Below are 15,455 nucleotides of genomic sequence, written 5' to 3'. Positions count from 1 at the left end.
GGAGCGGTCATGACTCAGAAAATAGCTGTTGTGACCGGCGGCAGCCGTGGCATTGGCAAGTCCATCGTGCTGGCCCTGGCCGGCGCGGGTTATCAGGTTGCCTTCAGTTATGTCCGTGACGAGGCGTCGGCCGCTGCCTTGCAGGCGCAGGTCGAAGGGCTTGGCCGGGAGTGCCTGGCCGTGCAGTGTGATGTCAAGGAAGCGCCGAGCATTCAGGCGTTTTTTGAACGGGTCGAGCAACGTTTCGAGCGTATCGACTTGTTGGTCAACAACGCCGGTATTACCCGTGACGGATTGCTCGCCACGCAATCGTTGAGCGACATCACCGAGGTCATCCAGACCAACCTGGTCGGCACGTTGTTGTGCTGTCAGCAGGTGCTGCCCTGCATGATGCGCCAACGCAGCGGGTGCATCGTCAACCTCAGTTCGGTGGCCGCGCAAAAGCCCGGCAAGGGCCAGAGCAACTACGCCGCCGCCAAAGGCGGTGTAGAAGCATTGACACGCGCACTGGCGGTGGAGTTGGCGCCCCGCAACATCCGGGTCAACGCGGTGGCGCCCGGCATCGTCAGCACCGACATGAGCCAAGCCCTGGTCGGCGCCCATGAGCAGGAAATCCAGTCGCGGCTGTTGATCAAACGCTTCGCCCGGCCTGAAGAAATTGCCGACGCGGTGCTGTATCTGGCCGAGCGCGGCCTGTACGTCACGGGCGAAGTCTTGTCCGTCAACGGCGGATTGAAAATGCCATGAGCCAGGTACGCACGATTGTGATTACCGGCGCGGCCAATGGTATTGGCCGCGCCGTCGCGGAAAATTTTGCAGCCCAGGCCGAGCACCTTTTGATCTTGCTTGATCGGGATCTGGCAACCTTGCAGAGCTGGGTCACCGAGGGCGAATTTGCCGCTCGCATCGAAACCCATCAAGCGGACATCGCCGATCTCGCCAGCCTGCAACTTCTGTTCAAGGGCCTGGCCAACCGGGTCGGCTTTGTCGATGTGCTGGTCAACAGCGCCGGGGTCTGCGACGAGAACGAACCCGAAGACCTCGACAACTGGCACAAGGTCATTTCGATCAACCTCAACGGCACCTTTTACGTCACCTCGTTGTGCCTGCCACTGATGGCCGATGGTGGGCGGATCGTCAACATGTCGTCGATCCTCGGCCGAGCGGGCAAGGTCCGCAACACCGCTTACTGCGCCTCCAAGCACGGCATCATCGGCATGACCAAAGCCTTGGCGCTGGACCTGGCGCCACGGCGAATCACCGTCAATGCCATCCTGCCCGCCTGGATCGACACACCGATGCTGCAAGGCGAATTGGCGGCTCAAGCGCGCATCGCCGGGATCACACACGAGCAGATCCTGCGCAATGCCAAGAAGAAGTTGCCCCTGCGGCGCTTCATTCAGGGCGACGAAGTGGCGGCCATGGTTCGTTATCTGGCGAGCCCGCAGGCTGGTGGTGTCACGGCGCAAAGCCTGATGATCGACGGCGGTGCCGGGTTGGGAATGTAGCCATGGCTCGACTGGGATTGAACCGCGGCCTTTTGGCCGCGCTGGTCAGCCTCGGCCCGCCAGTGGCGATCGCCGAGTGGTTGCCGGAGCATCATGAAGCGGAGATCGGCGTTGCCACGGCCGTGCGTCTGCACGGTGACGACCGGGTCACGCAAAAGGCCGTGTACCTCAAGTTCAGCCTGGAGGATGCCTGGGACAGCGGCTACTACAAGGCCAAGGGCCGAGCCCGTTACGACTTCCGTTATGACGGCAACAACCCATACAGCGCGCAAGCCCGGGATGATTACCGGGCCACTGCCGATTGGCGGCACCTTTACTGGGGGCTCTACGTCGGTGACGGCGAGCTGACGGTGGGCTGGCAGCAGGTGGTGTGGGGGCGTGCAGATGAATTACGGGTGCTCGATCAGATCAACCCGCTGGATTATCGCGAGGGTGTGATCGGTCTGTTGGAAGACAGCCGCATCGCCGTGCCGATGATTCGCCTGGTGCAGCCGGTCGCCGAGTGGGAGCTGGAAGCGCTGGTGATCACTGATTTTGTGAAAAACCAGGCGCCGGCCGTCGGCAGCGAGTTCGATGCACCGATCTTTGCCACACCCGATCCGCAGATGTTCGTGGTCGATTCGCGGCCCGGTTATGACGGTCACAGTGGCTTCGGTTACGGCGCCAGTGCCAACGGCCGGGTCGGCACGGTGGATGTCAGCTTCGTTGCCCTCAACGCCCGCCAACAGGACCCGGTCTACGCCGTCGAAGGCCAGACCGAAGAGGGCCTGATTCGCCTCGAGCGGCAATTCCCGCGCTATTCCATGGGCGGCGCCGGTGTGGCCATCGATGCCGGCCACAGCATCGTGGTACGCAGTGAAGTCGCCTACTTCGACAATTGGCGCGTCACCAATCCTTACCGCGCTTACGGCAGCGACCAGACGGCGATGACCAAGTCGCTGCTGGGCGTCGATTACCTATTGCGGGACTGGCTGATCTCGACGCAGTGGCAACATCAGCGGCTGCTCGACTGGCAGCCCGGCATGGTCCAGGACAAGCGCGACGACCTGTTCACCGTGTCTGCCGAAGGCTCGCAGTTCCAGGATCGCCTCAAGACCCGTCTGGTATTCGGCATGTCGCCGCCAGCGCAGGACGACAGTTTCGTTCAGGGGATCTTCACCTACAAACCGGTGGACTGGCTCAAGTTGGGGCTCGAAGTCGATGTGTTCTTCGGCAAGCCCGACCGCCAGTTCGGTGCGTACGACAACCGCGACCAGGTGCGCTTGTCCGCCGGTTATCTGTTCTGACCACACCGGTGCGGTGTGCGAACCACTCAAACAATGAAAAGGAAATCGCCATGTTGCCCATCTTCAAGACCCTGACTGTAAGCGCACTGCTGCTGAGCGCCGCTGCCGCCATGGCAGCTGAAACACGCACGGCCGACGAAATCATTCGCCAGGCCCGGGACCGCGATGACGGCAAGAGCTTCATGTCCCAGGTGTCCCTGATCCTGATCGACAAGCAAGGTAACAGCCGCATCCGCGAGTTCAGCTACCTGCAAAAGGATTACCCGGACAGCGACAAGTTCACCATGTATTTCTCCGCGCCGAGTGATGTGCGTGACGTCGCCTTCCACATCGAAAACCCGCGCGAGGTCCTGGGCCTCGAAGACAGCCAATGGATGTATTTGCCGGTCAGCCGACAGACCCGAAGGATTTCCACCACCGACAAACGCGGGGCGTTCATGGGGAGCGACTACTCCTATGCCGACCTCGACAAGATTCGCGCCGAAGACTATCGCCAAACGCTGGTTGGCGAAGAGCAGTTGCAGGGCCGCGATTGCTACGTGATCGAGCGTGAGCCGGCGACGCCTGCCGTGCTGGCCAAGACCGGCTACAACAAGCTCAAGGTCTGGGTTGACAAGAAGAACTCACTGGTGCTGCGCCAGGACTTCTTCGATGTAAAAGGTGTGATGTTCAAGCAGATGCGCACCCTGAAGACTGAAACCATCGACCAGATCGACAGCATTACCCTCAGCGAAACCGAGGACTTCATCGCCGGTACGCGCTCTCAGCTGCGCTTCAACCAGTTGCAGTACAACGTCGCGCTGGACGACCGCCTGTTCACGCAGACCGCGATCAAGCGCGGGCTGAAAGCCGGCGACTTGCCGGAATACGCCGTGTCTGCCCGCTAAGCGCCGCTCCCGATTCATCTGGAACCCTCATTCATGGAAAGATACCTGAACTTCGTCGAGCGCTATGCGCGGGCAATTGTGTTCGTGCTGGTGGCGATCACCGCCTACTTCACCTACACCCTCGGCGCGCTGATGTCGGACACCAATCCGTATCTGCTCAAGGACACTCACCCGGCGCGCAAGACGATCATTGATTTGCAGCGCGAGTTCACCGGCACGTATGACTCGGTCATGGTGGCGCTGAACAACCCCGAGAGTGTCTTCAACACCACGTCGTTGAACGCCCAGTTCGAGCTGTCCCAGGCCATACGCCGGTTGATGCTGGCGAACGATGAGGACCGTGTCGAACTGCAGCGCATCGTCGGCCTCCACAGTGGCGACCCTGATGCTCAGGCTTTGCTGGTGCAGATCCTCGCCGAGGGTTTTTCGCAGAACGACTACGCTGCCGCCAAAGCGCTGCGTGACCATGGGATTGCCCGGAACTGGGACAGCCATGACCTGCAGTTTTTGAGCTTTCTTGCCGAGCGGCTCAACCCGATCCAGGAAATGGCCTCGATGGCTGACCTGGAAAACATTAGCCTGAGTGCCGATGGCGAGTTGTGGATCCACAAGACCCTGCACGCCCTGGATATGGACCCGATCAAGGTCGAAGCGCAGATCATGGGCAACGAGCAGATGGTCGGTGGCGTCGTCTCGGCGGACAAGAAAGTCGCCATGGTCGTCGCCGAACTGGGCACCAAACAGGACGACGCTCAGGCCCAGTTGCGTGCCTATCACCAGGTCCGCGAGATCATCGCGAAGTACCAGGCCGCCCACCCGGAGTTCACCGATGAGGTGTTCATCGCCGGCATGCCGATCTTCATTGCGGCCCAGCAGGAAATCATCGATCACGACCTGGCGATGCTGTTCCCGATCGTGTTCCTGTTGGTCACCTCTCTGCTGGTTTTCTTCTTTCGCAAACCACTTGGCGTGGTGCTGCCGCTGTTCAATATCCTGTTCTGCACCATCTGGACCCTTGGCCTGATGGCGCTGCTGCGTGTGCCGATGGACTTGCTCACCAGTGTCTTGCCGGTGTTCCTGTTCACCATCTGTTGTGCCGACGCGATCCACGTCATGGCCGAATATTACGAACAGCTCAATTCGGGTAAGTCTTTCCGCGAAGCCAACCGTGAAACCCAGCGCCTGATGGTCACGCCGGTAGTGTTGACAACGGTCACGACGATTGCGACGTTCCTGATTTCCACCACCAACAACATTGTCAGCATCCGCAACTTTGGCATGTTCATGTCCATCGGCCTGACGGCGGCGCTGATCATCTCGTTGCTACTGATTCCGGCGTGGATTTCGATCTGGGGCAAAGATGCCGTCCCGCGCAAAGTGCAACTGAAAGAGTCGCTGATCTCCCACTATCTGGTGGTGTTCTGTGCCTGGCTGATTCGCTGGCGCAAGCCGGTATTGCTGGTGACCCTGCCGTTGTTGGCGATGATGACGGTGTTCACGTTCAAGGTGGATATCGAAGACTCGGGCATTGCCTACTTCAAGAAGGACAGCCCGGTGCGGATGTCCGACGAATTCATCAACCGGGCCGGAGTCGCCGGTACATCGCCGGGCTGGATCGCTTCCGACACCAAGACTCCGCGTGGCGCGCTGACCACTGAAACCGTGCAGTTCCTCGACCGTCTGGACCAGTTCATCAAGGCCCAGCCGAACGTGAGTTACACCTATTCGGTGGCGACCTACATCAAGCGCATGAACCTCGTGCTCAACGACATGAACCCTGCTTTCCTGCGGGTGCCGCAGGCGGTGGAGCAGGTGACGGTGGTCGATGATGACGGCAAACCGGAGACCTTCGATGTCGATGGCAACTCGCTCATCGAACAACACATCATGATGTTCGAGAACGGTGGCGGCACTGACTTGCAGAACGTGCTCAATGCCGATTACTCGAAGGCGGTGACGCTGTTCACCATGACCTCCTCTGTGGCGGGCGATTACCAGGCGATGCTCGATAAACTGGACGCCTGGCTGGCCATCAACAAACCGGCCAACCTGCAGGTCACCCATGCCGGTACGCCGTACATATGGACCGGGGTGTTGCAGGAAATCACCCAGGGTCAGGTGCTGAGCTTCTCGCTGGCGTTGCTGGCCGTGACCTTGATGATGATGTTCTGGCTCAAGTCAGTACGCCTGGGCATTCTCGGCATGCTGACGTTGCTGACCACGTCGGTGACGGTGTACGGCAGCATGTACCTGTTGGATATCGAGTTGAACATCGGTACCACACTGGTGACGTTCCTGGTGGTGGGCGTCGTGGATTACGCCGTTCACCTGCTGTCACGGATCAAGATGCTGGTGCAGAAGGGCATCGAGATCGACGAGGCCATCCTGGCGGCCATGCAGGGCGTCGGGCGCTCGACGGTGGTCAACGTCGTGATCTTCTCGATGGGCTTTGTCGCGCTGCTGTTCTCCGCCTACAAACCCGTCATTGACCTGGGTGTATTGGTGATACTGGCGCTGTCATCCAGCGGCTTCATGACCATTTTGTTGGTCACGCTGATTTCGCCGTGGTTCTTTGCCTCGATTGTGCCGCAGCCAGCAGTGCAAGAGGGCGAGCAGCCGGGGGGTGGGGGTGTGCCAGGCTAAATCGCCGGGGCGCCTGCGTGCTGAAAACGGCGCGGGGCGCCATAGCCGTTCAGGGGCGGCGGAGCGGATTCAGCGGGCTTTTTCCAGGTGTTCGAATTGGCATTGCATCTGAGCATCCTTGAGGCTCAGCTCAAACTCAACCAAGCCGTCATGCACTTGCTGCAAGGCCTGGATCTGCCCCATCAATTCCTGCTTTTTGTTATCGATGGCCTGCATGGCCAGATCCCAGGGCAGCTCCTGGCCGCGATGATCCTGCAGAATGGCCTGCATTTCCTTGAGCTTGAAACCGAGTTGCTGAGCGCATTTGATGAAGGTCAGCAGCTCTACGCTTTGCTGGCTGTAGATGCGGTACTTGCCTTCGCGTTGCGGTGGGGGCAACAGGCCGATTTCTTCGTAATGGCGGATGCTTTTGACGGTTGTGCCCGACAGCTGGGCGGCTTTGCCGATGTACATGAAAATCCCTTTTTTGACGCATCAGAAGCGAAAAGATGTCGCGTGCTCGTACAGGCGCGCGACATTTTTGCACAAGCGTCAGGGGGTGGGAAGCCAAGCTGAACAAGGCGTCACAGCAAGGAGGCTCGGCGGGGCAGCGCAGGGGCACGGCCCGACCGGGGCCGATCAGCGGCTGGCGACGGCCTGGACTTGTTTGAGCCAGGCTTCACGCTGTTCCGGCTTGGAGCCCAATACCGGACCGAAAGTCAGGGTTTTCAGGGGTTTTATGCCGCAGAACTCCAGGGTGGTCTTGCGCATTTGGTGCAGGCCCGGCATGCGATATACCCACCGGTAGTACCACGGCGGCGTGTCCATGGTCACCAGTAGGTGAGCCGTGCGGCCCTTGAGCAGCTTATCCGGGAAGGGCGAGCCCTTGCGGTACTTGAAGGCAAAACCGGGCAGAAACACGCGGTCGAAGAACCCCTTGAGCAACGCCGGAATGCCGCCCCACCAGATCGGGTACACCAATGTCAGGTGTTCGGCCCAGGTAATGTCGTTCTGTGCGTTGATCAGATCGGGCTCAAGCAACTGGATCTGGTTATAGCCATCGTGCAAGACCGGATCGAAATCCAGGGTATCCAGGCGCAGCAGGCGCACCTCATGGCCTGCTTGCGTGGCAGCCTCGACATAACGTTCGGACACAGCGCCGCAAAAGCTGTCGTTCGAAGGGTGGCCGAGGATTACGAGCATGCGTTTGCGCTTCATGACAAACTCCAGGTAATGAAGTGCCAAGGGTAAAGTCTGCCCCTTACGGTAGAGTCAAGCCTTGCCGGTTAGCGGTAGAGACAAACAGTCCAGCAGCGCTCGGGTGTAGCCCGGCAAACGTTGAATGAGCGGGTGCAGAAACGCAATGTGCGTTGAGCCAGTACTCAAAGCGTCTATGAAGCCTTACCGGCGCGAGATGAGCCGGCCGCACAAATTTCGTTGAGGGTGTGTTTTTAGAGGTCTCGTACCTCATACCGGTCGTGCAGACCGTTTTTTAAAGGAGACGTTTTGATACCTATGGATAGACCAATAAGACTGGTGGTATTGGGCGCGTCGGGGCGCATGGGTCAGAGACTGGTGCGAAGCTTGCTTCATGCCCAGGGTGCGTGCCTGCATGCTGCGGTGGTACGGCCTGGTTCCAGCTTGGTTGGCAAGGACTGCGCTGAAGTGGTGGGGAGTGGCCCGACTGGGGTGCATTTCACTGACGATATGTTGCGATCGCTCGACGGGGCTGATGGCGTGCTTGATTTCACCCAGCCCGAAGTCACGTTGCAATGCTTGGAGTACACCTCGGCCCGAGGGTTGGTTCACATTATTGGTACGACTGGTTTCAACCCCGAGCAGGAAGCGGCGATTGCTGGCAGCCAAGGGGCGCGCATTGTCAAGTCTGGCAACATGAGCGTAGGGGTGCAGTTGCTCAGTGCCCTCGCTGAAATTGCCGGTCGAGTGCTACCTGCGGAGGATTGGGATGCTGAGGTGCTGGAAATGCATCACCGTCATAAGGTAGATGCACCGTCCGGCACGGCGTTGATGATGGGGGAAGCGGTCGCCAAGGGCCGGCAGGTGGACCTAGGCAGCCAGGCGGTGCGCGTGCGGGATGGGCTGACCGGCCCGCGTGAAGTGGGCACCATTGGTTTCGCCACCCTTCGGGGGGGCTCAGTGGTGGGGGATCACTCACTCATCTTTGCGGGCGAAAGAGAAGTATTTACCCTTAGCCACCAGGCACTAGATCGGCAGGTTTTCACCCGAGGGGCGCTGCGGGCGGCACGCTGGGCTTGGCATCAGCCTGCCGGGGTATATTCCATGCAGGCGGTGCTTGGCTTGGCAGTGAATTGAGCGTGAGTGCGATGCGGGCTAGTGGTGCTCTAGTCGCATGGATTGGTCCAGCGCTTGCAAGAGTGTCTGGTCGATCTCGTCCAGATCCTTGCAGATGAACCGCACACCCGATGCCTGCATCTGCTGTTTCTGGTACAGGGTTGCGGGTTTGCCGATAAAGCCACAACCGAGCGTTTTGCTCACTTGGGCGACCCGGCTCAGGTCATCGATGAACACCAGCTCGCCGGCACCGGTAGCTGTTTGACGGTGGATTTCAGCCATGCCCGGACGTGCGTGGCCCATGTCGATGTAAGGCAGGTCGGCATCGAAGTACTCACTTACCGGCGCCAGGTAGCGGTCGAAGATCGCTGCCTTGGGGCTTCCCCCATATGCGGTGATACGAGCGCCTGTTTCTTTGAGTCGGGCGAGCAAGGCAACGGCTCCCGGTGCCAGCTGTACAGGGTGGCGTGCGGCGTACTGGGCTTGCTCTGCGAGGAAGGCATCTATGGTTTCCATGGCTGTCCAGGGCAGGTTGCAGGCCAGCGCCATGATGTGCCCCCCGGCCATATGCGGCGAGCCTAGTATCTGGCGTTCTAGACCGGCCGTGCGAAAGAACAGCCGAAAGCACCTGCCGATTGTTGCCCGCCGTCAATGTCGGTAGGCGGTGCCCAGCGTGTTGCCTTGGCGGAACTCATCACTGCCCGGGTCGGTAGGCACAGCCTCCATGATCAGATGGCTCAATGCCCAAAACAGCTTGACGTTGGCGTTGCTTTCAAAACCTTGCAGGTCGTTCTGCTCGGCCCGGGCGGCGGCTTCTTGCAATTTGCGTAGCTGTAAAGTCACACCTTCATGGAACAACAGTGTCCAGCCATGTCGCAGCATCAGATCGCGACCTCACTGTCGATATCTTCGTCCAGATTTACAGCGTGGCCCGCATTGGCGAGCATGGTTTGCGCCAGGTCTTCCGGCAGGGTGGTGAGGTTGCGCCCGCTTCGGATATCAGCCTCCAGCAAACCCAGGAACGCACCGATGGCAGGGTCCTCATGGATGGCTTCTACGCGGCTGACCACGACTTCCCCGGCACGTACGTCGAATGCGATCTTGCCACCCGTGTCGAGGCCTAAAAGCTGGCGAACGGACTTGGGCACTGTGACCTGCCCCTTCGAGGTCAACGTGGCGATTTCGTGGATGGCAGGCATGAGCGTTCCCCCGGATGTATTGATTGAATGGTAAGGAATAATCCTTACGTGGTCAGGCTTGGTTTTCTGCTGATCAAGCATAGGCGGGGAGGACGCTCAGTAGCGCCGCAGGATGAGTTACACCACCCCTCGGGACACGATCCTCTAAAGACTGTCAGGATCCCCGAAGAACATCTGTATCCGCGACCGCAGCCACCGCTCCGCCGGGTCGTTGTCCTGTGCCCCGCGCCAGGCCATGTGCAGTTCGAAACTGCGCACGGGTATCGGCAGATCCTCGGCCCGCAAGCCGCCGGCGGCCGTCAGTGCATCCGCCGTGTAGTCCGGTACCGTAGCCACGATATCGGTGCCTGCCAGCAAGCTCCCCAGCCCGTTGAACTGCGGTACTGCCAGCACCACGTGGCGCTTGCGGCCGATTTCTTCCAGGGCTTCGTCGATGAACCCGGACAAGTCCCCGGCAAACGACACCAGCGCATGGGGGCGGGCGCAGAAGTCATCCAGGGTGATGCTGCCGGGTACGCTGTCGGCGCGCAGCAGTTTCGGCATGCTGCGGCGCAGCACCTTGCGCTTGGCGTTGGCCGGCAGTTCGCTGGTGTAGCTGACCCCCACCGAAATCTCGCCCGAGGCCAGCAGGGTTGGCATCAGCAAGTAGTTGACCCGTCGCACCACCAGCACGATACCGGGCGCCTCGGCGCGAATGCGCTTGAGCAGTTGCGGCAGCAAGGCGAACTCGGCGTCGTCCGACAGGCCGATGCGGAACACCGCATTGCTGGTGGCCGGGTCGAATTCGGCGGCGCGGCTGACTGCAGTGGAAATCGAATCCAGTGCCGGTGACAGCAGGGCGAAGATCTCGTGGGCCCGTGCCGACGGCTCCATGCTGCGCCCTGTGCGCACGAACAACGGGTCATCGAACAGGTTGCGCAGGCGCGACAGCGCCGCGCTGATGGCCGGTTGGCCGAGAAACAGTTTTTCTGCGGCACGGGTCACGCTGCGCTCGTGCATCAGCGTTTCGAACACGATCAGCAGGTTGAGGTCTACACGACGCAGGTCGTTTCGATTCATCGGTGCGCTTCGCCTAATGTGGGGCAGAGGTGAATCTTAAGGCCAAAGGCTGTTACCCTGCACGGGTTTAGGGGGACCAATCGCAGGGAAAGTCAGGTGCCCAATCGATGACAAGCATGTCGACTATTAATGGCCACTGATGGTCTAACGGGCAAAGCCCGGATAGAGTCAGTGGTAATTAGAGGTTCACAAAGGCGAGGTATGCGATGTCCCGCATGATCCGTTTCCACAAGTTCGGTGCTGCCGACGTGCTCCGTTGCGAAGAGCAGGCCGAACCGTCACCCGCTGCCGACGAGGTGCAGATCCGCGTCGAAGCGGTTGGCGTCAGCTGGTATGACGTGCTTTGGCGCCAGAATCTGGCACCGTCCCAGGCGCGCCTGCCAGCGGGGATCGGTCACGAAATGGCCGGGGTGGTGACTGCGGTCGGGGAAGGGGTCGATGACATTGCCGTCGGTGATCGGGTCGCCAGCTTCCCGGCCACCAGTGCCAACGACCACCCGGTGTACGGCGATGTCATCGTACTGCCCCGTACAGCCATCACGCGCTACCCGAATGTGCTCACCCCGATCGAGGCCAGCGTGCACTACACCCCGCTGCTGATCGCCTACTTCGCCTACGTCGACCTGGCACGGGCCAAGGCCGGGCAGACAGCACTGGTCACCGATGCCAGCCATTGCGCCGGGCCTGCCTTCGTGCAGCTGGGCAGGGCCCTGGGGCTGAAAGTGTTCGCCGCCACCAAGGAAGCGGCGCAGCGTGACTACCTGCTGGGTTTGGGCGCGGACAAAGTGATCGTCACCGAAGAGCAGGACCTGCTGCTGCAGATTGGCAAGTACACCGATGGCCGTGGTGTGGACATGGTGCTCGACGGCCTGGGCGGCCCGCAGATGTCGCTGTTGGGTGATGTGCTGGCGCCGCGTGGCAGCCTGGTGCTGTACGGTCTGCAAGGCGGCAACCAGACGCCGTTCCCGGCCTGCGCGGCATTCCAGAAGAACATTCAGTTCTATGTGCACTGCATCGGTAATTTCACCGGCAAGCCAGAGCTTGGCATCAGCCAGGACCAGGTGGCACTGCAGCGTGCCTTGCGCGATATCAACCAGTTCACCGCCGATCAGCTGCTGACACCGCAGATCATCAAGGTGTACCCGTTCGCGCAGGTGGTCGAGGCGCATCGCTACATGGACCAATGCCCGTGCGGCGGGCGCGTCGTGCTGGACATGTCGCAACACTGACGGTGGATGGCGCAAGCAGAAAACCCGGGCAATGTCCCGGGTTTTTTATGCGCGGAGTAAAGTGTTTCAACACTTAAAGTAGGACTGTTCCTACAATAAACCCAGATGTGGACTACATATAAGTCCGTGGCTTTCGGGCTGTCAGAAATATTCCGGCAAATAATCAGCCTTGAACGCTTTTGCCTTGCGAGTCACTGTGAACTGACACGGATGCTGAATGGTTTTTTTACCCTGAACTGTATCTTCAATTCATGCTGCCTCCCTCTCGATAATGGCCCAATGATAGTTTGTGCAAGGAACGTGGGATGAGCATGGCTATGCCTGATATAGAGCAGCATGTGACAGCGACAGGCCATCGCAGGGGTGGTTTCTTCTCGATGGCTTGGCGACAGTGAAGGGTTACGTCATTACTTTCATTTTGTTGTAAGAAATTTCTTCTAGGTAAGTTTGGCGCATGTTCACGTTCAAATGTTGGATACCGCATGCGCTGGCTGCATGAAGTTGATGAGGTGATTGCGTGACTGCTATTCACGACCAGGCGATGCATTATATCTACCAGCAAGTACTCGAGCGCTTGTTGAACCACATGTCCCAGGCCCAGCGCGCTTCCTTGCAGTTGCTGATACAACGCCTGTTGGTCGCTGCAGGCGGGCCGGAGTACATCGGTACTTTCAGCTTGCAGGTATTGCAAGGGAGCGACCGCCATAGCAGCCGGCTGCTGGCCATGTTGCGTGCCGCGCAACTGAGCATTGCCCTGCGTTCGCCGGTAACCTTCCAGCTGCGGGTATTGGTGGTCAGCCTGCCGGTTGCCGATAGCGCCACGCTGGAAGCTCACGAGCGCAGTTTTAGCGCGTTGTTCATGCAGGATGACCCGCGGGTGCAATTGCAGATGATCGAGGGGCGCGCAGTGGTGCCGTTCAGTCGTCGGCTCTCGGTAATGCCTGAGCGCTGGCTGCTGGCGAGGGACGCGATGTTGATGTTCGGCCACATGATCGATGCCAGGCCTGAAGCCCTGCTGGGCTGCCGCCTGCACCTGGAGCTGGCCGGGGCCGTGGGTCAGGCGCTGCAGGCAGCGGTGCCTCCCGATGCGTTGGTCACCGCCATGCCCGGGCTGCAGCGGCGCCGATACCTGGCGTGGGCCCGGCGTAGCCTGCGCCTGGCCGGCGTGCGTGGCTCGCATGCAGTGCACCAGTGCCTGGCGGCGCTGGCCCAAGGGCTGAGCCGATTGCACGGTGCTGTTGGGGGCGCACCGGGTGGTCAGCACGAGCCGGTTCCAGGCGCCGTACCGGAGCGCGCGCCGGTGCGGCTGATTGCTATTGATGACCTGTTGCCGCACTTGCTTGAAGAGCAGCAGCTTGACGCGATGCTGGGTTGTCACTTCGAGACGGCTGCGGATGCTTTGCCGCTGTCCGAGTTCGTCGACTCGCTAGCCACGGCACAGCTGCATGAACTGCGCGCCCGCAGTCTGGAGCCGCTGGTCGGGCGCCCAGCGCTGAGGCTGGCAGGGCAGGCGGGTGGCAGCAAGCAGCGTGACGCCGTGCCGTTGCTATTTGGCAAAGCCTACGGCATCAACCAGGCCCAACTGGTGTGCCTGCTGTTCAGCCCGTTTGCCAGGCAGGGGAAAAACCTCGAGCGGTTCTTGCAGTGTCGGCACGCCGACATGGTGGTGGCGTTGCCGTACCTGCACAGGGCCTTGCAAGGCAAACCCTGCCCCGATGCAGTCAAAGCCTGGCTGGTGAATACCAGTGGCTTGCCGTTGGGGCAACTGCGGCAAATTTATGATGGGCAGTTGCCGCTGGCGGGATGGCGCCTGCTTAACAACCTGGCCCGCCGCGATGTACACCTGAGGCTGCTGCCGCAGCTGGCGTTGGGGCGGCGGCGTGGTGTTGCGGGGCTGCCTTGATGGGGCGAGCGGCCCCAGGCGAGTTCGCGTATCGCAAGGTGTATCGCTACCTGGAAGCGTTGATCGAACAAGCTGCAGGCGTTGGCACATGCCGGTTGCCGTCATTGCGTGAGTTGTCCCGGCGGCTGCGGGTGTCGTTGGCGACGGTACAAAGTGCCTACAGCCTGCTGGAAGAGGAGGGCCGTGTACACTGCCTGCCGAGGTCGGGCTATTACGTACAGAACGATGGCAAAGATCAGGCTGTGGCCGTGGCCCGGCAGCCTCCCTTGCCGACGCAGCCACTGTTGGAGCGCATGCTGCTTGGTCACGAACGGCGTTTGGCCCGTCAGCGTGATCGCAGCGTTGCGTCCTGGGAAGCGCTGGGTAGCGCCCGTTTGCGCAGTGCCGTGGCTGAGCGATACACCCGCTGCTCCAACCAGTACTGGCATGCCGATGACGTCCATCTGGCCCCCGATGTGCTCGCGTTGCTGGAGACGCTGCTTGCGGCGCTGGCCCTGCAAGGTGGTACCGCATTGGTGCATTCGCCCTGTTGCTGGCAAGTGTTGCGCGCCCTGGCGCGTGCCGGCATGCGCGTGCTGGAGGCACCACTGGATGCCCGTGGCAACCCCGAGCTGCACGCGTTGGCCAAGCTGCTGGGTAGCGAGCCGGTAAGCCTGCTGGTCATGCCGTCTTGCCTGGGCATGCCACAAGGGCGGCTGGTTTCCCCGTATTACCAGCAGCAGCTTGGTCTTTTGCTTGGCCAGCACCCTGTATGGCTGCTGGAAAACGACCTGGACAGCGAGCTCTGTTACGACGGGCCGCCGAGCACACGCCTGCGTGACTGGATCGACCCGCGCTGGCTTCTGGTGATGGGCACGTTCGAGGCCGCAGTGGGGGCAGAGGCGCCGTATGCCTATTTACTGAGCCGTGACACCGTGTTGGCCAAGGCATTCGCTGAACGGGCGTATCGGCTTGCGCCGCTACGTTTGCAGGCGCTTGCTCACATGCTCGGCAAGGGGGAAATCGAAACGCAGCTGGTACAGCAACGCACAGACTTGCAAAGGCGTACGCAATACCTGGCGCATGCACTGCAATCGCAATTCGGCCAACGGGTGGTCTTCGACATGCCGCAAGGTGGGCAGATGCTGTGGGTGAGCTTTTGCCAGCCGCTGGCGTGGGACGGTATTACCGCAGCGTTGGCAGGTTCTGCACTGCACGCACTACCGGGTGAGCAGTTCGGCCTGCCGGGGCATTACCCTCAACACCTTGCTCTGATCTGGCTGGGTGGACGCCCGGATGAACTGCAACTGGTGGTAAGGCGACTGGCGCAGGCGCTTGAGGTGCGCTGCGGGCGAAACACCCGCATCACAAGTTGAAATCAAGACGCTTGCAGGTGCTGCCAAGTGCTGCGAGAGGGCCGACAAGTGAAATGACGGCCTGAAAACCTCAAGGCTCCGCAGCACAAAGAGC

The 15,455-nt window shown here is 60.6% G+C and carries 14 protein-coding genes and 1 pseudogene; 9 read left to right on the top strand and 6 right to left on the bottom strand.

Features of this window, described 5'->3' with window-relative positions; genetic code table 11:
• The first annotated feature begins 9 nt into the window (after positions 1 to 9).
• The 5 genes from AC3RCM_RS15375 to AC3RCM_RS15355 are packed head-to-tail and all read left to right on the top strand — an operon-like array spanning position 10 to position 6,324.
• Positions 10 to 747: a 3-oxoacyl-ACP reductase family protein gene (locus AC3RCM_RS15375; RefSeq protein ID WP_020190178.1), complete on the top strand. Its 738-nt coding sequence runs from the start codon at positions 10 to 12 to the stop codon at positions 745 to 747.
• A complete protein-coding gene (locus AC3RCM_RS15370) occupies positions 744 to 1,508 on the top strand; it encodes an SDR family NAD(P)-dependent oxidoreductase (protein WP_129932931.1) in 765 nt (254 codons plus the stop codon). Before AC3RCM_RS15375 ends, AC3RCM_RS15370 begins: the two co-directional genes overlap by 4 nt.
• A gap of 2 nt (positions 1,509 to 1,510) precedes the next feature.
• Entirely contained in the window at positions 1,511 to 2,794 is a 1,284-nt protein-coding gene (locus AC3RCM_RS15365) for a DUF1302 family protein (RefSeq protein WP_104887490.1), read from the top strand.
• A gap of 50 nt (positions 2,795 to 2,844) precedes the next feature.
• Positions 2,845 to 3,681 carry an outer membrane lipoprotein-sorting protein gene (locus AC3RCM_RS15360; RefSeq protein WP_104887491.1) on the top strand — a complete coding sequence of 279 codons (837 nt, stop codon included), beginning with the start codon at positions 2,845 to 2,847 and terminating at the stop codon, positions 3,679 to 3,681.
• A 33-nt stretch (positions 3,682 to 3,714) separates the two neighbouring features.
• Positions 3,715 to 6,324 carry an efflux RND transporter permease subunit gene (locus AC3RCM_RS15355; RefSeq protein WP_492628999.1) on the top strand — a complete coding sequence of 870 codons (2,610 nt, stop codon included), beginning with the start codon at positions 3,715 to 3,717 and terminating at the stop codon, positions 6,322 to 6,324.
• Positions 6,325 to 6,393: 69 nt separating this feature from the next.
• Here AC3RCM_RS15355 and AC3RCM_RS15350 read toward each other — a convergent pair whose 3' ends face one another.
• Complete coding sequence (locus tag AC3RCM_RS15350; RefSeq protein WP_003253954.1) at positions 6,394 to 6,777, bottom strand: MerR family transcriptional regulator; 384 nt, start codon at positions 6,775 to 6,777, stop codon at positions 6,394 to 6,396.
• A 165-nt stretch (positions 6,778 to 6,942) separates the two neighbouring features.
• A complete protein-coding gene (locus AC3RCM_RS15345) occupies positions 6,943 to 7,521 on the bottom strand; it encodes an NAD(P)H-dependent oxidoreductase (protein WP_003253953.1) in 579 nt (192 codons plus the stop codon).
• A 357-nt stretch (positions 7,522 to 7,878) separates the two neighbouring features.
• Here AC3RCM_RS15345 and dapB point away from each other — a divergent pair, with 357 nt between their 5' ends.
• The gene (gene dapB / locus AC3RCM_RS15340; RefSeq protein ID WP_492629691.1) at positions 7,879 to 8,637 is read left to right on the top strand and encodes a 4-hydroxy-tetrahydrodipicolinate reductase; all 759 of its coding nucleotides are present in this window, start codon (positions 7,879 to 7,881) and stop codon (positions 8,635 to 8,637) included.
• 18 nt (positions 8,638 to 8,655) lie between these two features.
• On the opposite strand, the gene AC3RCM_RS15335 is transcribed toward dapB, so the two are convergent.
• From AC3RCM_RS15335 to AC3RCM_RS15320, 4 genes and pseudogenes are all read right to left on the bottom strand, one after another.
• Positions 8,656 to 9,165, bottom strand: a complete 510-nt coding sequence (locus AC3RCM_RS15335; RefSeq protein WP_196766235.1) for an HAD family hydrolase — start codon at positions 9,163 to 9,165, stop codon at positions 8,656 to 8,658.
• 102 nt (positions 9,166 to 9,267) lie between these two features.
• Positions 9,268 to 9,498, bottom strand: a pseudogene (locus AC3RCM_RS15330) (type II toxin-antitoxin system YhaV family toxin); the annotation flags it as partial.
• Positions 9,498 to 9,815, bottom strand: coding sequence for a type II toxin-antitoxin system PrlF family antitoxin (locus AC3RCM_RS15325; protein WP_064493103.1), 318 nt, complete (start codon positions 9,813 to 9,815; stop codon positions 9,498 to 9,500). The pseudogene AC3RCM_RS15330 and the gene AC3RCM_RS15325, both read right to left, overlap by 1 nt.
• A 144-nt stretch (positions 9,816 to 9,959) precedes the next feature.
• The gene (locus AC3RCM_RS15320; RefSeq protein ID WP_003253946.1) at positions 9,960 to 10,874 is read right to left on the bottom strand and encodes a LysR family transcriptional regulator; all 915 of its coding nucleotides are present in this window, start codon (positions 10,872 to 10,874) and stop codon (positions 9,960 to 9,962) included.
• 206 nt (positions 10,875 to 11,080) lie between these two features.
• Here AC3RCM_RS15320 and AC3RCM_RS15315 point away from each other — a divergent pair, with 206 nt between their 5' ends.
• The 3 genes from AC3RCM_RS15315 (at position 11,081) to AC3RCM_RS15305 (ending at position 15,361) form a co-directional block, all read left to right on the top strand.
• Complete coding sequence (locus AC3RCM_RS15315) at positions 11,081 to 12,103, top strand: zinc-dependent alcohol dehydrogenase family protein (protein ID WP_492628998.1); 1,023 nt, start codon at positions 11,081 to 11,083, stop codon at positions 12,101 to 12,103.
• Between the two features lie 517 nt (positions 12,104 to 12,620).
• Positions 12,621 to 14,006, top strand: coding sequence for a hypothetical protein (locus tag AC3RCM_RS15310; RefSeq protein WP_492628997.1), 1,386 nt, complete (start codon positions 12,621 to 12,623; stop codon positions 14,004 to 14,006).
• Entirely contained in the window at positions 14,006 to 15,361 is a 1,356-nt protein-coding gene (locus AC3RCM_RS15305) for an aminotransferase class I/II-fold pyridoxal phosphate-dependent enzyme (protein ID WP_064493101.1), read from the top strand. The genes AC3RCM_RS15310 and AC3RCM_RS15305 overlap by 1 nt, the downstream gene beginning before the upstream one ends.
• Positions 15,362 to 15,455 lie beyond the last annotated feature (94 nt).

Source organism: Pseudomonas sp. GW823-FHT05G12, from assembly GCF_058795575.1.
The sequence above is the reverse complement of the archived record's forward strand: the minus strand, read 5'-3'. Positions and strand labels throughout refer to the sequence as shown.